At 50.9% G+C, this 19680-nt stretch carries 17 protein-coding genes; 12 read left to right on the forward strand and 5 right to left on the reverse strand.

Annotated elements, in window-relative coordinates:
- The 5 genes from ACTHUE_RS02285 to ACTHUE_RS02305 form a co-directional block, all read left to right on the forward strand.
- Nucleotides 1-460 (forward strand): cell division ATP-binding protein FtsE (locus ACTHUE_RS02285; protein WP_440419220.1); only part of this gene is annotated, 460 nt, incomplete at its 5' end.
- Nucleotides 457-1374, forward strand: a complete 918-nt coding sequence (gene ftsX, locus ACTHUE_RS02290) for a permease-like cell division protein FtsX (protein WP_003747810.1) — start codon at nucleotides 457-459, stop codon at nucleotides 1372-1374. The genes ACTHUE_RS02285 and ftsX, both read left to right, overlap by 4 nt.
- A gap of 196 nt (nucleotides 1375-1570) precedes the next feature.
- Complete coding sequence (murA, locus tag ACTHUE_RS02295) at nucleotides 1571-2824, forward strand: UDP-N-acetylglucosamine 1-carboxyvinyltransferase (protein WP_049335701.1); 1254 nt, start codon at nucleotides 1571-1573, stop codon at nucleotides 2822-2824.
- Nucleotides 2825-2951: 127 nt separating this feature from the next.
- A complete protein-coding gene (gene metG / locus ACTHUE_RS02300) occupies nucleotides 2952-5009 on the forward strand; it encodes a methionine--tRNA ligase (RefSeq protein ID WP_440361248.1) in 2058 nt (685 codons plus the stop codon).
- Nucleotides 5010-5036: 27 nt separating this feature from the next.
- Nucleotides 5037-5231, forward strand: coding sequence for a virulence regulator (locus ACTHUE_RS02305; protein WP_371508841.1), 195 nt, complete (start codon nucleotides 5037-5039; stop codon nucleotides 5229-5231).
- Nucleotides 5232-5339: 108 nt separating this feature from the next.
- Here the strand turns inward: ACTHUE_RS02305 and rsgA are convergent, their stop codons facing one another.
- Nucleotides 5340-6206: a ribosome small subunit-dependent GTPase A gene (rsgA, locus tag ACTHUE_RS02310; protein ID WP_440361247.1), complete on the reverse strand. Its 867-nt coding sequence runs from the start codon at nucleotides 6204-6206 to the stop codon at nucleotides 5340-5342.
- 151 nt (nucleotides 6207-6357) lie between these two features.
- On the opposite strand from rsgA, the gene ACTHUE_RS02315 reads away from it, so the two are divergent.
- The 5 genes from ACTHUE_RS02315 (at nucleotide 6358) to ACTHUE_RS02335 (ending at nucleotide 11203) form a co-directional block, all read left to right on the forward strand.
- Nucleotides 6358-6975 (forward strand): tellurite resistance TerB family protein, encoded by a 618-nt coding sequence (locus ACTHUE_RS02315; protein ID WP_049349212.1) that lies wholly within the window; start codon nucleotides 6358-6360, stop codon nucleotides 6973-6975.
- 99 nt (nucleotides 6976-7074) lie between these two features.
- Nucleotides 7075-7995 (forward strand): patatin-like phospholipase family protein, encoded by a 921-nt coding sequence (locus ACTHUE_RS02320; protein WP_440361246.1) that lies wholly within the window; start codon nucleotides 7075-7077, stop codon nucleotides 7993-7995.
- Nucleotides 7996-8103: 108 nt separating this feature from the next.
- Nucleotides 8104-9960, forward strand: coding sequence for a ribonuclease catalytic domain-containing protein (locus tag ACTHUE_RS02325; protein WP_440361245.1), 1857 nt, complete (start codon nucleotides 8104-8106; stop codon nucleotides 9958-9960).
- Nucleotides 9961-10095: 135 nt separating this feature from the next.
- Nucleotides 10096-10323, forward strand: coding sequence for an exodeoxyribonuclease VII small subunit (locus ACTHUE_RS02330; protein WP_003681131.1), 228 nt, complete (start codon nucleotides 10096-10098; stop codon nucleotides 10321-10323).
- Nucleotides 10307-11203 carry a polyprenyl synthetase family protein gene (locus ACTHUE_RS02335; protein ID WP_004519176.1) on the forward strand — a complete coding sequence of 299 codons (897 nt, stop codon included), beginning with the start codon at nucleotides 10307-10309 and terminating at the stop codon, nucleotides 11201-11203. Before ACTHUE_RS02330 ends, ACTHUE_RS02335 begins: the two co-directional genes overlap by 17 nt.
- A 158-nt stretch (nucleotides 11204-11361) precedes the next feature.
- Here ACTHUE_RS02335 and ftsY read toward each other — a convergent pair whose 3' ends face one another.
- The gene (ftsY, locus tag ACTHUE_RS02340; protein ID WP_191620588.1) at nucleotides 11362-12894 is read right to left on the reverse strand and encodes a signal recognition particle-docking protein FtsY; all 1533 of its coding nucleotides are present in this window, start codon (nucleotides 12892-12894) and stop codon (nucleotides 11362-11364) included.
- Nucleotides 12895-13038: 144 nt separating this feature from the next.
- On the opposite strand from ftsY, the gene msrAB reads away from it, so the two are divergent.
- Nucleotides 13039-14607, forward strand: a complete 1569-nt coding sequence (gene msrAB, locus ACTHUE_RS02345; RefSeq protein WP_150540556.1) for a bifunctional peptide-methionine (S)-S-oxide reductase MsrA/peptide-methionine (R)-S-oxide reductase MsrB — start codon at nucleotides 13039-13041, stop codon at nucleotides 14605-14607.
- 622 nt (nucleotides 14608-15229) lie between these two features.
- Here msrAB and purB read toward each other — a convergent pair.
- A complete protein-coding gene (gene purB / locus ACTHUE_RS02350) occupies nucleotides 15230-16600 on the reverse strand; it encodes an adenylosuccinate lyase (protein ID WP_150540555.1) in 1371 nt (456 codons plus the stop codon).
- 210 nt (nucleotides 16601-16810) lie between these two features.
- Between purB and ACTHUE_RS02355 the strand changes: the two genes are divergently transcribed.
- On the forward strand, nucleotides 16811-17251 hold the full coding sequence (locus tag ACTHUE_RS02355) for a surface-adhesin E family protein (protein ID WP_004519182.1): 441 nt from the start codon (nucleotides 16811-16813) through the stop codon (nucleotides 17249-17251).
- A 385-nt stretch (nucleotides 17252-17636) separates the two neighbouring features.
- On the opposite strand, the gene ACTHUE_RS02360 is transcribed toward ACTHUE_RS02355, so the two are convergent.
- Nucleotides 17637-18206 (reverse strand): L-threonylcarbamoyladenylate synthase, encoded by a 570-nt coding sequence (locus ACTHUE_RS02360; RefSeq protein WP_440361265.1) that lies wholly within the window; start codon nucleotides 18204-18206, stop codon nucleotides 17637-17639.
- Between the two features lie 71 nt (nucleotides 18207-18277).
- Entirely contained in the window at nucleotides 18278-19549 is a 1272-nt protein-coding gene (gene purD, locus ACTHUE_RS02365; RefSeq protein WP_440361244.1) for a phosphoribosylamine--glycine ligase, read from the reverse strand.
- Nucleotides 19550-19680: the final 131 nt, after the last annotated feature.

A 19680-nucleotide genomic window follows, 5' to 3' on the forward strand; every position in this document is an offset into this window, starting at 1 on the left:
AGACCTCGGCACCTTGAGCGACAATCAGATCGGCTTTATGCGCCAACATATCGGCATTGTCTTCCAAGACCACAAAATCCTCTACGACCGCAATGTCTTGCAAAACGTTATCCTGCCTTTGCGGATTGGCGGCTACCAGCCGCGCAAAGCGGAAGAGCGCGCGCGTATTGCGATTGAGAAAGTCGGCTTGAAAGGCCGCGAAAACGATATGCCCATCACTTTGTCCGGCGGCGAACAGCAGCGTTTGTGCATTGCACGCGCAGTGGTTCACCAACCCAGCCTGCTGATTGCCGACGAGCCGTCCGCCAGCCTCGACCGCGCCTACGCGCTGGATATTATGGAATTGTTTAAAACCTTCCATGAAGCAGGCACGACCGTGATCGTTGCGGCGCACGATGAAACGCTGATGGCGGATTACGGCCACCGCGTCTTGCGCCTGCAGAAAGGACGCCTCGCATGAGCATGATTCACTACATCTCGTTACACGTCGAATCGGCACGCGCCGCGCTCAAAGAGCTTCTGCGCCAACCCATCGGCACACTGCTGACCCTGCTCATGCTTGCCGTTGCCATGACCTTGCCGCTGTTTATGTATTTGGGTATCCAAAGCGGACAAAGCGTGTTGGGCAAACTCAACGAGTCGCCGCAGATTACGGTTTATATGGACACCGATGCGGCAAGTTCTGATGCCGATACGGTGAAAAACCTGCTCCAACGCGACAGCCGTATCGATAAAGTCCGCTTTATCAGCAAGCAGGAAGGTTTGGAAGAATTGCAGACCAATCTCGACCAAAACCTTGTTTCCATGCTCGATGGCAACCCGTTGCCCGACGTCTTTATCGTTACGCCCGACCCTGCCACTTCTCCGGATCAGATGCAGGCCATCTATAAAGACATTACCAAACTGCCGCGCGTCGAATCGGCAACCATGGATACCGAATGGGTACAAACTCTTTATCGTATTAACGAATTTATCCGCAAGATTTTGTGGTTCCTCTCGCTGACATTGGGCATGGCCTTTGTCTTGGTGGCACACAACACCATCCGCCTGCAAATCCTCAGCCGTAAGGAAGAGCTGGAAATCACCAAGCTATTGGGGGCGCCTGCTTCCTTCATCCGCCGCCCTTTCCTTTATCAGGCAATGTGGCAGAGTATTTTCTCCGCCGCCGTCAGCTTGGGCTTGTCGGCTTGGCTGCTGGCAGAAGTACGGCCGCTGGTGGACGCGATTTTCAAACCCTACGGCCTGAACATCGGCTGGCGTTTCTTCACATTTAGCGAAGTGTCGCTGGTATTCGGCTTCGTCATCGCGCTGGGCGTATTCGGCGCATGGCTGGCCACCACACAACACCTCTTGGGCTTCAAAGCCAAAAAATAAGCCTTGGCAAACAGGCCGTCTGAACCATTCAGACGGCCTGAAATCTTATCCTTTCGCAACGTAAACAAACCTTGTGAAAATTTAATACTGCCAAATCTAACAGCAAGGGCATAATCCCTTATAATTGATGGTTTATTATCCATCTCATTTCATTTGTGCGGCATAAGCCGTGCGGACAAATAACGAAAGACATCCTGTGGACAAACTCAAAATCTCTGCCAACGGCCCCCTCAACGGCGAAATCATCGTATCCGGCGCGAAAAATGCCGCCCTGCCGCTGATGTGTGCCGGTCTGCTGACTTCCGGCACTTTACGCTTGAAAAACGTACCCATGCTCGCCGACGTCAAAACCACCCAAAAACTGCTGCAAGGCATGGGCGCACGTGTTTTGACCGACAACATCTCCGAATTTGAAATCAACGGCGGCACCGTCAACAACACCTGCGCACCTTACGAACTGGTGAAAACCATGCGCGCATCCATCTTGGTTTTGGGCCCGACCCTCGCCCGCTTCGGCGAAGCCCAAGTCAGCCTGCCCGGCGGCTGCGCCATCGGTTCGCGCCCGGTTGACCAACACCTCAAAGGCCTAGAAACCATGGGTGCGGAAATTACCATCGAACACGGTTACGTCAAAGCCAAAGGCCGTCTGAAAGGCACGCGCGTCACCATGGACGTCGTGACCGTAGGCGGTACCGAAAACCTGCTGATGGCGGCCACGCTTGCCGAAGGCACCACCATCCTCGAAAACTGCGCCATCGAGCCCGAAGTCGTCGATTTGGCCGAATGCCTCGTCAAAATGGGCGCAAAAATCAGCGGCATCGGTACAGCAACCATGACCATCGAAGGCGTAAAAGAGCTGCACGGCTGCGAACACAGCGTCGTTCCCGACCGCATCGAAGCCGGCACCTTCCTCTGCGCCGTCGCCATGACCGGCGGCAAAGTCGTCCTGCGCAATGCCGCTCCCAAAACCATGGAAGTCGTGTTAAACAAATTGACCGAAGCCGGCGCCATCATCGAAGCCGGCGACAACTGGATTTCCATCGACATGCAACAACGTCCGAAAGCCGTGGACATCCGTACCGTCGTCCACCCGGGCTTCCCAACCGACATGCAGGCGCAGTTTATGGCCATGAACGCCATTGCCGAAGGCAGCAGCCGCGTGGTGGAAACCATTTTTGAAAACCGCTTCATGCACGTTCCTGAACTCAACCGCATGGGCGCAGACATCACCACCGAAGGCAACACCGCCTACATCAAAGGAGTAGAAAAACTCTCCGGCGCCGTCGTGATGGCAACCGACCTGCGCGCCTCTGCCAGCCTCGTCATGGCAGGCTTGGTCGCAGAAGGCGAAACCATCGTCGAACGCATCTACCACCTCGACCGCGGCTATGAATACATCGAGAAAAAACTTGGCGGCGTAGGCGCAAAAATCGAACGCGTACACGGTTGATCCCATACGCAGCCGATAAATAAAAGGCCGTCTGAAACACCGGCAATCGGGTTTCAGACGGCCTTTGCGTATTGTTTTGCGGTATAATTCCCGACATCTTTATCCATTGTTTTTAAAAGCACAAACCATGACACGCAAAATCCTTGTCACTTCCGCGCTGCCGTATGCCAACGGCAGCATCCACCTCGGCCACATGGTCGAACACATCCAAACCGACGTTTGGGTACGTTTCCAAAAACTGCGCGGCCACGAATGCTACTACTGCTGCGCCGACGACACCCACGGCACGCCCGTGATGCTTGCCGCGCAAAAACAAGGCATTGCGCCTGAAGATATGATCGCCAAAGTGCGCGAAGAGCACCTCGCCGACTTTACCGGCTTCAACATCGGCTACGACAATTATTACAGCACCCATTCCCCTGAAAACAAACAGTTTTCCCAAGACATTTACCGCGCGCTGAAAGCCAACGGCAAGATTGAGAGCCGCGTCATCGAGCAGCTTTTCGACCCCGAAAAACAAATGTTCCTGCCCGACCGCTTTGTCAAAGGCGAATGCCCGAAATGCCACGCCCAAGACCAATACGGCGACAACTGCGAAGTCTGCGGCACGACCTATTCCCCGACCGAACTGATCAACCCGTATTCCGCCGTATCCGGTGCCAAACCCGAATTGCGCGAATCCGAACACTTCTTCTTCAAACTGGGCGAATGCGCCGACTTCCTCAAAGCATGGACTTCCGGCAACAACCCGCACGACGGCAAGCCCCATCTGCAAGCCGAAGCCCTCAACAAAATGAAAGAATGGCTGGGCGAAGGCGAAGAAACCACCCTGTCCGACTGGGACATCTCCCGCGACGCGCCGTATTTCGGTTTCGAAATCCCCGACGCGCCGGGCAAATATTTCTACGTCTGGCTGGACGCGCCCGTCGGCTACATGGCGTCGTTTAAAAACCTGTGCGACCGCATCGGCGTCGATTTCGACGAATACTTCAAAGCCGACAGCCAAACCGAGATGTACCACTTCATCGGCAAAGACATCCTCTATTTCCACGCCCTGTTCTGGCCTGCCATGCTGCATTTCTCCGGCCACCGCGCCCCGACCGGAGTGTACGCACACGGCTTTTTGACTGTGGACGGACAAAAAATGTCCAAATCGCGCGGCACCTTCATCACCGCCAAATCCTATCTGGAACAAGGCCTGAACCCTGAGTGGATGCGCTACTACATCGCCGCCAAGCTCAACAGCAAAATCGAAGACATCGATTTGAACCTACAAGACTTTATCAGCCGCGTCAACAGCGACCTCGTCGGCAAATACGTCAACATCGCCGCCCGCGCTTCAGGTTTCATCGCCAAACGCTTTGAAGGCCGTCTGAAAGACGTTGCCGACAGCGAATTGCTGGCAAAACTGACTGCGCAAAGCGAAGCCATTGCCGAATGCTACGAAAGCCGCGAATACGCCAAAGCCCTGCGCGATATCATGGCCTTGGCAGACATTGTCAACGAATACGTTGATGCCAACAAACCTTGGGAACTGGCGAAACAAGAAGACCAAGACGCACGCCTGCACGAAGTATGCAGCGAGCTCATCAACGCCTTTACCATGTTGACCGCCTACCTCGCCCCCGTATTGCCGAAAGTGGCCGAAAACGCCGCCAAATTCCTGAATTTGGAAGCCATCACCTGGGCAAATACATGCGAAACCTTGGGCGAACATGCCATCAACAAATACGAACATTTAATGCAACGAGTGGAGCAAAAACAAGTGGACGATTTAATCGAAGCCAACAAACAAAGCATCGCCGCAGCAGCCGCGCCTGCCACCGAAGAGAGCAAATACGAAAAAGTCGCCGAACAGGCCAGCTTTGACGACTTCATGAAAATCGATATGCGCGTCGCCAAAGTATTGAACTGCGAAGCCGTCGAAGGCAGCACCAAACTCCTGAAATTCGACCTCGATTTCGGTTTTGAAAAACGCATCATCTTCTCCGGCATCGCCGCGTCTTACCCAAATCCTGCTGAATTGAACGGCCGCATGGTCATCGCCGTCGCCAACTTCGCCCCGCGCAAAATGGCAAAATTCGGCGTATCCGAAGGCATGATCCTCTCCGCCGCCACAGCCGAGGGCAAACTGAAGCTCCTCGACGTTGACGCAGGCGCACAGCCCGGGGATAAAGTGGGCTAAGGCTTATCCAAACCATAAGGAGAAACCATGTTAAACCTTTCCGCACCGATACTTAAAGAAATTGAGTTGCTTCATGATGCAGGCTTATCGGTTGGCGCTATTGTTACAGTGTTGCGTCTGAAGTTTCCGGTAGAGCTCCATGATCGGGAGGACAAACAAATTGAAGAAGCCGTGCTTCTCATGATCAATCCGCCACGAAAAGCACCTTCTCTTTCCCGCTAAGGTAGCGATACCGGTTGAAAGGTAAATTTGGTTATGCTTCAACAAAAGGCCGTCTGAAAATTTCAGACGGCCTTTTTATTTATCCAAACGCTTATTTCCGTTAAAACTTTATCTCAACAATTCATCGGTAACGCGTTGCAGAAATTCGATGCGCTCGGGTTTGGCTTCGCCTGATTCGGCAGCGGCTTTGACGGCGCAGCCGGGTTCGGCTCGGTGGGTGCAGTTGTGGAAACGGCACTGGCCGATAAGGTGGCGCAGGTCGGGGAAGTATTGCAATAAATCGGCGGCTTGGAGATGGTGCAGGCCGAATTCTTGTAGGCCGGGGGAATCGATGAGTCGGGTTTCTGCGTTTAAATCATAGAGTTGGGCGTGGGTGGTGGTGTGTTTGCCGGAGTCGAGCGCGGTGGAAATGTCGCCGGTTCGGGCGGCTTGGTTGCCGAGTAGGGCGTTGGTCAGGGTGGACTTGCCCATGCCACTTTGTCCGAGCAGGATGTTGGTTTGCCCTTCTAAAATGGGACGCAGGATGTCGGCGTTTTCCAATGCGTTGGTTTCGACCACGGAGTAGCCGAGGGTTTCGTAGAATTTAAGTTTCTCGCGCCATTGGGCGGTTTCGGGGAGGTCGGCTTTGTTGAGGATGATGACGGCGTTAATGCCGGCCGCTTCGGCTGCGAGGAGGGCGCGTTGCAACAGGGCTTCGCTGGGTGAGGGGCTGGCGGCGGTTACGATAAGGAGTTGGGTAACGTTGGCGGCAATCAGTTTGGTTTTCCACGCGTCTTGGCGGTAGAGCAGGCTTTCGCGCGGGAGGTAGTCTTCAATCACGACTTGTTCGCCGTTGATGGGGCTGATACGGACTTGGTCGCCGCAGGCGAAATCGACGCGTTTTTTGCGGGTGGTGGCGTCATATGTTTGGCCGTCGGGAGTGCGGACAATATAGCGGCGGCCATAGCTGGTAATGATTTGGGCGGTATCGGTCATGATGGGGTTTATTGTTTGGAATGGTGTGATTGTACCGAAAGTCGGCTATGGCCGTCTGAAAACTTGTTTGCACCTTTTAACTTTCTTTGGCTTGGTTTTTAGGTGTTTCTGCCCTATATTTGCAATGTATTTGTTTTCAGGAGATTTTTTTATGGATTTCAGTCAGTTGCTCAATCAGGTTTTGGGTGCGGCTCAAAAAGGCGGCAAAGCGGTAGCGGACAGCCCGCTCAATTCTTTCGGCGGCGGCGCGCTGACGGGTGCTTTGGCATCGATGCTGTTGAAAAAGAAAAACACGAAGAAGCTGGTAAAGGCCGGCTCGGTCGCTGCTTTGGGTTTTCTGGCTTATAAAGGCTATCAAAACTGGAAACAAAACCGCCAGCAGGACGAATTGCCGCAAAGTGCGTTCCAACCTGCCGGTCTGATTGGTGAAAACCACAGCCGTGTGATTTTGCAAACGATGATTGCGGCGGCGGCTTCAGACGGCCTGATTGACGATGCGGAACGCGCGGCCATCGAGCGTGAAAGCGGCAGCGATGCGGAAACTGCGGCATGGTTGCAGGCGGAATATGCGCAACCGGCCTCCATCGAGCAAATTGCCGCTTCGGTCGGCAGCGACGAGGCTTTGGCAGCCGAAACTTATCTGGCGGCCCGATTGGTCTGCGCGGACTTGTCGCGCAAGGAAATCGTGTTCCTGAGCCGTTTGTCCCAAGCTTTGAATTTGGACGACCAGCTGGTCGAAAGTTTGGAAAAACAGCTCGAATTGGCTTAAGCCGGATTTACAAGGCCGTCTGAAACCTGATTTCAGACGGCCTTTCGACTTAATTTCAGAGTAAAATAACCCTTTCGACATATTAAAGGCTGTCTGAACATGAATAAACTTTTTTCCACATTCAAAACGTTTTTAGCCGCTTCGTCCGTCTTGGTATTGGCTGCCTGTCCGAGCGGCAACGCGCCGCAATCCAAACCTTCTACGCAGGGTCAAAATACGGTTTCGCATACTGCACCCAAACCGAAAGCCACGGTTGCGCTGGCTTTGGGCGGCGGCGCGTCCAAAGGTTTTGCCCATATCGGGATTATTAAGGTTTTGAAAGAAAACAATATTCCGGTCAAAATCGTTACCGGCACATCCGCAGGCTCGATTGTCGGCAGTATGTACGCTTCGGGAATGTCGCCCGACCGCCTCGAATTGGAAGCGGAAATTTTGGGTAAAACCGATTTAGTGGATTTAACCTTGTCCACCAGCGGCTTCATCAAAGGCGAAAAACTGCAAAACTACATCAACCGCAAAGTCGGCAACCGCCCGATGCAGCAGTTTCCCATCAAATTTGCCGCCGTTGCGACCGATTTTGAAAGCGGCAAACCGGTGGTGTTCAACGTAGGCAATGCCGGACAGGCCGTCCGCGCTTCTGCTTCGATTCCGAACGTGTTCCAACCTGTCGTTATCGGCAGCCGCAAATATGTGGACGGCGGCCTGTCTCAGCCCGTACCGGTCAGCGCGGCGAAAAAAATGGGCGCAAACTTCATCATTGCCGTCGATATTTCCGCCCGTCCGGCCAAAAACGTCAGCCAAGGCATGTTCTCCTATCTTGACCAAACCTTCAACGTGATGAGCCAAACCGCCTTACACCAAGAATTGGGCCAAGCCAATGTGGTCATCAAACCGCAGGTTTTGGAGCTGGGTTCGGTTGGCGGTTTCGACCAAAAACAACGCGCCATCCAATTGGGCGAACAAGCCGCACGCGCCGCCCTGCCTGAAATCAAACGCAAACTGGCGGCATATCAGTATTAATCATCCGCCGTTTGAACAGGCCGTCTGAAAGTATGTTTTTCAGACGGCCTTTCTTGTGCAAATCTGCTAAAATCACGCGTTTCCTACAAATCATAAAATCCTAAAAAAATGAATATCTTTTACGAAGAGTCCGGCCAATTCAAAGTCGCCACCATCGTCCAAAAAAACGACGCCACCTACCAAGTCGATACCCAACACGGCAAACGCACCAAAGTGAAGGCAAACAATGTCTTTGCCGAGTTTGACGGCGATATGGCGGCATTTTTGGAGAACGCGCAGGCACAGGCAGCGGACATCGACACCGATTTATTGTGGGAAGTATGCGGCGAAGAGGAGTTTACCGCCGAAGCCATCGCCGAAGAATATTACGGCCACGCGCCGACCAAAACCGAGCTGGCGGCAACTTTGATTGCGCTGTACGCCGCGCCGATGTATTTCTACAAAAAAGCCAAAGGCGTGTTCAAAGCCGCGCCTGAAGAAACTTTGAAACAAGCGCTTGCCGCCATCGAACGCAAAAAACAGCAAGACGCGCAAATCGACGCTTGGGCGGAAGCCTTGAAACGCGGCGAGATGCCGTCTGAAATCGCGGCGGATTTGAAAACCATCTTACACGCGCCCGACAAGCAGTCACTGACCTACAAAGCCTTTACCAAAGCCGCCGATGCATTGAAAACCTCGGCCTACGAACTGGCGAAAAAAACGGGCGGTATTACGTCCATTCCCCAATACCTGCAAGACGGGTTTGAAATCAAATATTTCCCAAAAGGAACAGGCTTCCCCGACCTTCCGCTTCCTGAAATGCCTGACTTGCCTAAGGCTGACGTTACCGCCTTTTCCATTGATGACGAATCGACCACCGAAGTCGATGACGCCTTGAGCCTGACCGACTTGGGCAATGGCATGAAACACGTCGGTATCCACATCGCTGCGCCGTCGCTTGCCATTAAACAAGGCGACAAAATGGAAAAAAACATCATGGAACGCTTAAGCACGGTTTATTTCCCCGGCGGCAAAATCACTATGTTGCCCGAAAACTGGATTGCCGCGTTCAGCCTTGATGCAGGCGCATACCGCCCTTCCATCAGCATTTATTTCGATGTAGATAGCGAGTTCAACGTCGGCGAGCCGACCTGCAAAATCGAAGCGGTCAACATCGCCGAAAACCTGCGCATTCAAACCATCGAGCCGCATTTCAACGCCGAAACTGGCTTGGACGAAGCAGGCGAAATGATGTTTGCCCACCATCAAGACCTGATTTGGTTCTATCAATTTGCCATCGCCTTACAAAAAGCGCGCGGCAAATACGAGCCCGACCGTGCGCCGCAATACGATTACAGCATCGAATTGGATGAGGAAGGCAACGTATCCGTTGTCCGCCGCGAACGCGGTTCGCCCATTGATACGCTGGTCAGCGAGATGATGATTCTTGCCAACAGCACTTGGGCACAAATGCTGGATGAAAACGAGCTGCCCGGCCTTTTCCGCGTCCAACCGGCAGGCAAAGTGCGCATGAGCACCAAATCCGAGCCGCACATCGGCATGGGCGTGCAGCATTACGGCTGGTTTACCTCGCCTCTGCGCCGCGCCGCCGACTACATCAACCAAAAGCAGCTGATCAGCCTGATCGACGACTCTGCCGAGCCACTGTATCAAAACAGCGATGCCGAGCTTTTCGCCGCGCTGCGCGACTTTGATGCCGCCTATACAGCCTACGCCGACTTCCAACGCCAAATGGAAGCCTACTGGAGCCTCGTCTATCTGCAGCAGCAAGGCACGAGCGAGCTGACGGCCACCATCCTCAAAGAAGACCTCGTCCGCATTGAAGGCCTGCCGCTGGTAACGCGCGCGACCGGTATTCCGTTTGACGCGCTGCCCAAATCGCAGGCATTGTTCAAAATCACTGAATTGGATGCCGAGAAGCAGTTTATCGCGCTCAACTATCAAAAAGCCGTTTTACCGGGTTGATAACGTTATTTCGTTTGAAAAAAGGCCGTCTGAACAAAGAAACAGAAATCTTTGATTTCGTTTTCATCCCTGTTCAGACGGCCTTCATCATCTAAAAATGCTACAATTCCCCCTTTCTGCCCATCATTTCAAACCATGAAAAAAAACGCCCCCCAATCCTTTGAAGAAGCCTTATCCCGCCTCGAAACCCTGACCCAGGCCATGCAAAGCAGCGAAATGCCGCTGGAAGACGCCCTGGCTGCCTATCAGGAAGGCAACGAATTGGTCAGATACTGCCAAACCAAATTGGCGGAAGTCGAGCAGAAACTGCAAGTCTTGGATGCCGGCGAACTGAAGGAGTTGAACCTTGAACCCGGCGAATGAACTCAAAACATGGCAACAAAAAGCCCAAGCGCAAACCGAATTGCTGCTGGCGCATTTCTTGCCGTCTGAAAGCCAAGTTCCGCACACGCTGCACGAAGCCATGCGTTACGTTACCCTCGGCGGCGGCAAACGGCTGCGTCCACTCTTGGTGCTTGCCGCGTCCGAATTGGGCGAAGCAAACCAAAATGCCGTCGAGCAGGCGATGGCGGCCATCGAAATGGTACACGTCTATTCGTTGGTTCACGACGATATGCCGGCGATGGACAACGACAGTCTGCGCCGCGGCAAACCGACCTGCCATGTGCAATACGATGAAGCAACCGCCCTTTTGGTCGGCGATGCGTTGCAAACCCAAGCCTTTGATGTACTGAGCCGTCCGACAGGCCTGCCTGCCGAACGTCAGCTTGCCATGTTGTCCACGCTGGCCCAGGCATCCGGCAGCCTCGGCATGGCGGGCGGACAAGCTATCGACCTTGCCAATGTCGGCAAAGCCATGAATCAGGCCGAATTGGAACAGATGCACAGCCTCAAAACCGGCGCACTCATCCGCGCGGCCGTGGCCTTAGGCGCACTTTCCTGCCCAGACTTAACACCGGCTCAAATCCAAACCTTAGACCGCTACGCCGCCAAATTAGGTTTGGCTTTCCAAGTGATCGACGATGTATTGGACTGCGAAGCCGATACCGCCACCTTGGGCAAAACCGCCGGCAAAGACTCGGACAACGACAAACCGACCTACGTCAAACTGATGGGCCTGCAGGCCGCGCGCACTTACGCAGAAACGCTGATTGCAGAAGCCGTTGCCCTGATCGAGCCATTCGGCGACAAAGCCCTGCGCCTGCGCCAACTGGCAAAGTTTGTTACCGCACGGAAAAACTAAACCCGTAAATAAATAAAGGCCGTCTGAAACCTGATTTTAGGTTTCAGACGGCCTTTTTAACAGCCTGTTTGGCTTTTGTACCAACCGAATGCGAAGCCTTTCAAAATACGGCTCAGAAATCCCCCGCAAACTGCGTTTACAAACCTCAACCTGTCTGTTTAATCCAATAGGGCATCTACGAACGCTTTGGCATTAAACGGACGCAAATCGTCGATGCCTTCGCCTACGCCGATGTAGCGGACAGGAACTGGGCGGTCTGAGGCAAGGGCGGCAAGGATGCCGCCTTTGGCCGTACCGTCGAGCTTGGTCACGATAAGGCCGGTCAGACCCAGAGCTTCGTCAAAGGCTTTTACTTGGTTGACGGCGTTTTGACCGATGTTCGCATCCAAAACAACGATGATTTCATGTGGCGCATCAGGCATGGCTTTTTGCAGCACGCGTTTCACTTTTTTGATTTCTTCCATCAAATGAAGCTGCGTTGGCAGGCGTCCGGCGGTGTCGGCCAGCACGATGTCAATCCCGCGCGCTTTCGCAGCTTGGACGGCATCGAAGCAAACTGCTGCGGAATCGCCCGTAGTTTGCGAAATCACAGTCACATTATTGCGCTCGCCCCAAGCTTGAAGCTGCTCACGCGCGGCGGCACGGAAAGTATCGCCTGCCGCCAGCAATACAGATTTGCCCTGCGCTTGGAAGTATTTGGCCAATTTGCCGATAGATGTGGTTTTACCTGCGCCGTTGATACCGGCAAGCATAATCACGAAAGGCTCCTTGGTTTCCGGCAAGACCAAAGGTTTTTCCAAAGGCTTAATCAAGTCGTACAGCGCATCTTTCAGCGCGCCGCGCAATTCGTTGCCGTCTTTGAGGCCTTTGAGGCTGACACGGTCGCGCACGTCTTTCATCAAGTATTCGGTGGCTTCCATGCCCATATCGCTGGTAATCAGCACGGTTTCCAGCTCTTCGTACAAATCCTCGTCAATTTGTCCGCCGCCGAATACGCCGGCCAGCGATTTCGCCATTTTATCGCGTGATTTGGTCAAGCCTTGTTTCAAACGCGCAGCCCAACTGAGCTTGGGTTCTTCTACCGGAGCAGGGGCTTCAGCCGGTGTTTCCGTAACGGCTTCTTGAGCTTGCTCGACAGTCTCGCTAACTGCTTCAACAGCTTCTTCTTTGACTGCTTCGGCCTGTCCTGCTGCTTCTTCAGCAGCCTCAGCTACTTCAGACGGCATCTCGGCAACGGTTTCTTGAACCTGTTCAACAGCCTCGCTGACGGTTTCAACGGCTGCTTCTTTTGCCGCCTCAGCCTGTTCCGCTGCTTCTTCAGTAGCCTCGGCCACTTCAGACGGCATCTCGGCAACGGTTTCCTTTACCTGTTCAACAGTCTCGCTGACGGTTTCAACGGCTGCTTCTTTTGCCGCTTCAAGGTGTTCTTCTACTTTTTCGACTGTTTCAGACGGCGTTTCGGTCAAAGCTTCCCGAACCTGCTCGACAGTTTCGCTGACAGTTTCAACAGCCGATTCGACAACTGATTCAACATGCCCTTTGATGCTTTCTGCTAAAGATTCGGCATTTTCTTTAATATTTTCAACTACTTGAGTAACTTCAGATTCTACTTTTGCTGCGGTTTCCTGAACTTGAGCCTCCTCGGGAGCCGGAGTTTCCTGTTTTTTCTTGCGACGGAAGAAGCTGAACATTAAATTTTCCTTTTAATTTTAGAAACTTGAAATAGGGAGTATTGTAGCGTATTTTACGTGGCAAGGTCGTCTGAAAATCAAGTTGTCAGGTTTTGGCATTTCCAACGTCTAACGAGACAAACCATCCACACAGGAAACATAGAGATGAATCCCCGCACATTATTTTCACTTTGCACCAAGTTCGGCTGCCTGCTTGCGCTTGGCGCTTGCTCATCCAAAATAATGGATACCGAAGCCGCAACCGTACCGCAGGCATTGTCCTCATTGAAAACCCCTGACAACCGCCCTGCCAGTGTTTTCCTGAAAAAAGACAAACCCACCCTGATTAAATTTTGGGCAAGTTGGTGTCCTTTATGTTTGTCCGAATTGGGACAAACCGAAAAATGGGCGCAAGATGCAAAATTCGGTTCTGCCAACCTGATTACCGTTGCCTCGCCCGGTTTTCTGCACGAGAAAAAAGACGGCGACTTCCAAAAATGGTATGCCGGTTTAAACTATCCTAAGCTGCCCGTTGTGACCGACAACGGCGGCTCCATCGCCCAAAGCCTGAATATCAGTGTTTACCCTTCATGGGCATTAATCGGCAAAGACGGCGGCGTGCAGCGCATCGTCAAGGGCAGTATCAACGAAGCGCAGGCATTGGCTTTAATCCGCGACCCGAATGCCGATATAGGCCGTCTGAAAAACACATTTTACAAACCCGACACACAGAAAAAGGATTCAGCAATCATGAATACGCGCACCATCTACCTCGCCGGTGGCTGCTTTTGGGGCTTGGAAGCCTATTTCCAACGCATAGACGGCGTGATTGACGCCGTATCCGGCTACGCCAACGGCAAAACGGAAAACCCAAGCTACGAAGACGTGTCCTACCGCGATACGGGCCATGCCGAGACCGTCAAAGTCACCTACGATGCCGACAAACTCAGCCTAGACGACATCCTGCAATACTATTTCCGCGTCGTTGACCCGACCAGCCTCAACAAACAAGGCAACGACACCGGCACGCAATACCGCAGTGGCGTGTACTACACCGACCCCGCCGAAAAAGCCGTCATCGCCGCCGCACTCAAACGCGAGCAGCAAAAATACAAACTTCCCCTCGTCGTCGAAAACGAGCCGCTGAAAAACTTCTACGACGCCGAGGAATACCATCAGGACTATCTGATTAAAAACCCCAACGGCTACTGCCACATCGATATCCGCAAAGCCGACGAACCGCTGCCGGGCAAAACCAAAGCCGCTCCGCAAGGCAAAGGCTTTGACGCGGCAACGTATAAAAAACCCAGCGCTGCCGAACTCAAACGCCTCCTGACCGAAGAGCAATACCAAGTTACCCAAAAAAGCGCGACCGAATACGCCTTCAGCCACGAATACGACCATCTGTTCAAACCCGGCATTTATGTGGACGTCGTCAGCGGCGAACCCCTGTTCAGCTCTGCCGACAAATTTGATTCCGGCTGCGGCTGGCCGAGTTTTACCCATCCAATTAATGCCTCCGCCGTTACCGAACACGACGATTTCAGCTATAACATGCGCCGCACCGAAGTGCGCAGCCACGCCGCCGACTCACACTTGGGACACGTCTTCCCCGACGGCCCGAAAGACAAAGGCGGCCTGCGCTATTGCATCAACGGCGCAAGTTTGAAATTCATTCCTTTGGAAGAAATGGACGCAGCCGGCTACGGTGCATTGAAAGACAAAGTGAAATAACGGATTGAATCGAAAAAGGCCGTCTGAAAAAGATTTCAGACGGCCTTAAATTTATAATTTATTTGGTCATGTCATAAAATGATGCAACAGAAAGTATTAAATACATTACTGATATCAAAATATATTTAATTTTTTTATCTCTAATTTCTTTCCATAAATGCAAGCATATAGGAAGCATCGTAAACACTAGAACCGCAATATTAAAACATAAAAGAAAGAGATATCCTTTAGAACTTTCTTTCCAAAAGGGTATAAAAAAACTTGTACATATCGAAAATCCAATTAGAAAAGAGACAATACTATTTAAAACATCAATAATTCTTGCCTCTATTTGAATAGAAACAAGATACGGAAAATTACATAATTGTAGAAACCTAAGAAAATGAAGATATGCCAATAATACATATATTGGAGTCAAACCCATAAAAGTATCAAATATATTTTTAAAAGGAATTTTTCCATGAAAATGTAATATACTGACTAACAAGCCGATTGGTAACCATATAATCAAATTTTCCTTACTTGGAAAATATTTAAACATCTAAAACTTTCTTCATTATTTTCATACTATATATTTAATTCAAAAAAAGCCATTTGAAGATTCAAATGGCTTTTTTATAAATCAAATTCGTTTTGCCAACTCTTCGGCCTTACCCACATACAACGCAGGGGTCAGCTCAAGCAATTTGGCTTTGGCTTCTGCCGGAATTTCCAACGATTCGATAAAGAGTTTCAACACTTCAGGCGTAATGCCGTCTTTACCGCGTGTCAGGTCTTTCAGCTTCTCGTAAGGATTGGCTACGCCGTAACGACGCATTACGGTTTGAATCGGCTCGGCCAGCAGCTCCCAAGTAGCGTCCAAATCGGCAGCAAGGGCGGCAGGATTCGGCTCAAGCTTGTTCAGACCGCGCAGATGGGAGGCAAAGCCCAATATGGTATAGCCCACGCCTACGCCCATATTGCGCAATACGGTGCTGTCGGTCAGGTCGCGCTGCCAACGGGAAATCGGCAGTTTTTCAGACAAAAAGCCCAATACGGCATTGGCCATACCGAGGTTGCCTTCGGAGTTTTCAAAGTCAATCGGATTGACTTTGTGCGGCATGGTGGAAGAACCGACTTCGCCTGCTTTAACTTTTTGTTTGAAGTAACCCAAAGAAATATAGCCCCAAACATCGCGGTTGAAGTCGATCAGAATCGTGTTGACACGGCTGATGGCTTGGAAGAATTCCGCCATATAGTCATGCGGCTCGATTTGAATGGTGTAGGGGTTGAAGGTCAGGCCGAGGCTGATTTCAACGAAGTTGCGGCAATGGGTTTCCCAATCCACATCGGGATAAGCGACCATATGGGCATTGTAGTTGCCGACTGCGCCGTTGATTTTGCCGAGGAACTCTTGCGCTTGCAGGTTTTTGAACTGGCGTTGCAGGCGGTACACGACATTGGCGATTTCTTTACCCAATGTGCTTGGTGTCGCAGGCTGGCCATGCGTGCGGCTCATCATAGGGACGGCAGCCAACTCATGCGCCATGCCGGTCAGTTTTTTGATGATTTCGGCCAGTTTCGGCAGCAAAACAGTCTCACGCGCTTCTTGCAGCATTAAAGCGTGGGACAGGTTATTGATGTCTTCGCTGGTGCAGGCAAAGTGGATGAACTCGCTGGCAGCAGCCACTTCAGGCACGCCGGAGAAGCGTTCTTTAAGCCAATATTCGATGGCTTTGACATCATGATTGGTGGTCGCCTCAATAGCTTTGACGGCGGCAGCATCTTCAAGCGAGAAGTTTTCGATCACTTTGTCGATTTCGGCAAGCGTAAAATCGCTGAAAGCAGGAACTTCTACAATCTTAGGTTCGGCGGCAAGGACTTTGAGCCAGTTTAATTCAACTTTGACACGCGCACGCATCAGGCCGTATTCGGAGAAAATCGGACGCAATGCTTCAACGGATTTGGCGTAGCGGCCATCTAATGGGGAAAGTGCAGCGATAGGGTTAATCATGTCGGATCTTCCTATGGGATGAAAACCAAATTGTTTGCAATTATACATGATTTTACACTCCAAGGCCGTCTGAAAGACAGGTTTCAGACGGCCTTTTCAGCGTATTTTTCATAAAATTCTTTTCAGAGGTTCAACTTTGCAAAATCGATTTACGATATATGCCATCTTCACGGATAATATCGGCTGACTTTCTGTAAATAATGAGGTTTTATGAATATCAAACGTTTTTCCCTAGCTGCAACCGTATTTGCGGCTTTGATGTTGAGTGCCTGTGAAACAACCACCACATCGAGCGGCGGCGGCAGCTGGACCAACATCGGCACCATCTCTGAAGGCAATATCAAAGTGGCTATTGATAGAAGCAGCATTAAAAGAAATGGCGCACTGGTTACTTTCCGCGATAAAAAAACCGTTTCCAAACTGAAAGAGGAACGTTTCGTCAACACGCCGGCCTATAAAACAGCCATCGGCAGCTGGGAAATTCATTGCTCAAACAAAACCTATCGCCTGGCAGCGCTGCAACTGATGGACGAACACGGCCGGGTAATTTCCAACCAAAGCTATACTCCGACCAGCATCCGCCCAATGAGCGTCATGAGCGGCACGATTACTGAAAAACAATACGAAACAGTGTGCGGACATAAGCTTTAATCCACACTTATTCACAAAGTTATCCACACTTTAAATATTTAAAAGGCCGTCTGAATGCTTTAAATATCAAGTTTCAGACGGCCTTTTTATGTTTTGATGGAAATTTATCTTCAAATTTATCCACAAAATTTGTTTATTCAAAAATAATTTATTACAGCGATTCATTCACGCTCAAAATTTGCTTCATTCTTTGCAAGGGCATTTCACAAAATACTGCTTTTTACTCTATTTACTGACTTACTATCTACTTAATCGAGCTGTATTTACAGACTACCATGCATCAAACTGGATCTGCGCTAAATGCTTTTCACACAGGTATTCCAATCTTTTGGAAAAAATTTTCTTCTCCAAATAAACACCTTTCCTTTGATGATACAGCCCATCTTTAACGCAGCCTTGCCCCTGTTTCTCCGTCAATAATCTGGCTGGGCGTTTTCTGCTTACCTATCAATCCGCCTACAATCCAAACTTTCCTGCCAAACTGTCTTCTGACTTCTCTTTCTGTTTTGCACGCCCGTTTTCCTGCACGATTGCATGAAGTAGAGACTAAAGGCATTTCCAAAACCTGACACAAACGCCTTGCACCTGCGTGCGCTGGAACCCTGACAGCCAATTTACTGCGTCCTTTTCCTCGTAACGAAGGCAATACTTTTTTGCCGGCCGGCAATAAAAAAGTTTTCGGAGCCGGCCATGCTTCATGCAGCATGGTTTGGATATTTTCAGACGGCCTTTGCAGCAAAGGTTGCAACTGTTCCAAGCTATGGCCAATGACAATCATACCTTTGTGTTGAGGTCGTTTTTTCAGATGAATCAATTGGTTGAGTGCTTTGAGCAAAGTAGGGACACAGCCCAAGCCATAGCAAGACTCGGTAGGATAGGCGACCAAACCGCCTTTTTTAAGATGCGCCTGCAGCTTGCGTTGGGCTGCAGCCGATAAAATTCTGGGGAACATCATCATATACCAAGGTCGTCTGAAACTGCGATTGTCGGACAATCTGTGTTCAGACGGCCTATTTCTATTCATTATTAATGGTTGATGGCTTTATCGGCAATATCTTTACGGTATTGCATACCGTCAAAACGGATGGTTTCCAATGCCTCATAAGCCTTGCTCTTAGCTTGTGCAACATCATCGCCCAAACCGACTACACACAACACACGGCCGCCGTTAGTTACCACTTCGCCTTTTTCATTCGTTGCAGTACCGGCATGGAAAACTTTACCAGTTTGATTGGCCTTATCCAAGCCGAAGATCACATCGCCTTTTTTCGGAGAGCCAGGATAGTTTTGTGCGGCCAACACCACACCTACTGCAGTCTGCGGGTTCCATTCGGCAGCAACACTATCCAGTTTGCCGTCGATTGCCGCTTCAACCAAATCCACCAAATCGCTATCCAAACGGCTCATAATCGGCTGGGTTTCAGGGTCGCCGAAACGGCAGTTGAATTCGATGGTATAAGGCGCACCGGTTTTATTAATCATCAAGCCCGCGTATAAAAAGCCGGTAAACTCATGACCTTCTGCTTTCATACCTGCCACAGTCGGCAAAATAATTTCATTCATCGTGCGCTCGTACACATCAGGCGTTACCACCGGAGCAGGGCTGTATGCGCCCATACCGCCGGTATTAGGGCCTTTGTCGTCATCCAGCAGGCGTTTATGGTCTTGGCTGGTTGCCATCGGTAAAACATGATTGCCGTCCACCATAACGATAAAGCTCGCTTCCTCGCCTTGCAGGAAATCTTCAATCACGACGCGCGCGCCTGCATTGCCCATTTTATTGCCCAACAACATATCGTCGATAGCGGCATGGGCTTCATCCAAAGTCATGGCGACAATCACGCCTTTACCGGCAGCCAAGCCATCCGCCTTAATAACAATTGGCGCACCTTTTTGGTTGACGTAATCATGTGCCGCATCGGCATTTTCAAAGGTTTGGTATTGCGCGGTTGGAATCTTATATTTTGCCATAAATGCTTTAGCAAAATCTTTTGAGCTCTCCAGCTGGGCCGCGTATTGAGTCGGGCCAAAAATCTTCAACCCGGCAGCACGGAAATCATTCACCACACCGGCAGCCAAAGGCGCTTCAGGGCCGACTACGGTAAAGGCAATATTTTCATTACGGCAAAAATCAATCAAATCTTGATGTGCTGTCAACGCTATATTCTGTAGTTTAGGCTCAATTGCCGTTCCGGCATTACCAGGTGCAACAAAGACAGTTTTTACCTTAGACGACTGCGCCAATTTCCAAGCCAGTGCGTGTTCACGTCCACCATTACCAATAACGAGCAATTTCATACCGTCTCCTTGAAGAATAGATGTTGTAAATAAAATTCAATCGATGGAATATTGTTCCATCTTGCATAGCTGTTTCAAATTAAGAATAATATTGCACCAAGACAACCATACTCTAATTTCAAACAACGAAA

The sequence above is a fragment of the Neisseria sp. P0021.S005 genome (assembly GCF_051956955.1).

Excerpts from the sequence above, each read along its gene's own strand:
- ftsX (WP_003747810.1), top strand. The coding sequence starts at position 457 with ATGAGCATGATTCACTACATCTCGTTACACGTCGAATCGGCACGCGCC.
- metG (WP_440361248.1), top strand. The coding sequence starts at position 2,952 with ATGACACGCAAAATCCTTGTCACTTCCGCGCTGCCGTATGCCAACGGC.
- ACTHUE_RS02305 (WP_371508841.1), top strand. The coding sequence starts at position 5,037 with ATGTTAAACCTTTCCGCACCGATACTTAAAGAAATTGAGTTGCTTCAT.
- rsgA (WP_440361247.1), bottom strand. The coding sequence starts at position 6,206 with ATGACCGATACCGCCCAAATCATTACCAGCTATGGCCGCCGCTATATT.
- ACTHUE_RS02315 (WP_049349212.1), top strand. The coding sequence starts at position 6,358 with ATGGATTTCAGTCAGTTGCTCAATCAGGTTTTGGGTGCGGCTCAAAAA.
- ACTHUE_RS02320 (WP_440361246.1), top strand. The coding sequence starts at position 7,075 with ATGAATAAACTTTTTTCCACATTCAAAACGTTTTTAGCCGCTTCGTCC.
- ACTHUE_RS02325 (WP_440361245.1), top strand. The coding sequence starts at position 8,104 with ATGAATATCTTTTACGAAGAGTCCGGCCAATTCAAAGTCGCCACCATC.
- ACTHUE_RS02330 (WP_003681131.1), top strand. The coding sequence starts at position 10,096 with ATGAAAAAAAACGCCCCCCAATCCTTTGAAGAAGCCTTATCCCGCCTC.
- ftsY (WP_191620588.1), bottom strand. The coding sequence starts at position 12,894 with ATGTTCAGCTTCTTCCGTCGCAAGAAAAAACAGGAAACTCCGGCTCCC.
- msrAB (WP_150540556.1), top strand. The coding sequence starts at position 13,039 with ATGAATCCCCGCACATTATTTTCACTTTGCACCAAGTTCGGCTGCCTG.
- purB (WP_150540555.1), bottom strand. The coding sequence starts at position 16,600 with ATGATTAACCCTATCGCTGCACTTTCCCCATTAGATGGCCGCTACGCC.
- ACTHUE_RS02355 (WP_004519182.1), top strand. The coding sequence starts at position 16,811 with ATGAATATCAAACGTTTTTCCCTAGCTGCAACCGTATTTGCGGCTTTG.
- ACTHUE_RS02360 (WP_440361265.1), bottom strand. The coding sequence starts at position 18,206 with ATGATGTTCCCCAGAATTTTATCGGCTGCAGCCCAACGCAAGCTGCAG.
- purD (WP_440361244.1), bottom strand. The coding sequence starts at position 19,549 with ATGAAATTGCTCGTTATTGGTAATGGTGGACGTGAACACGCACTGGCT.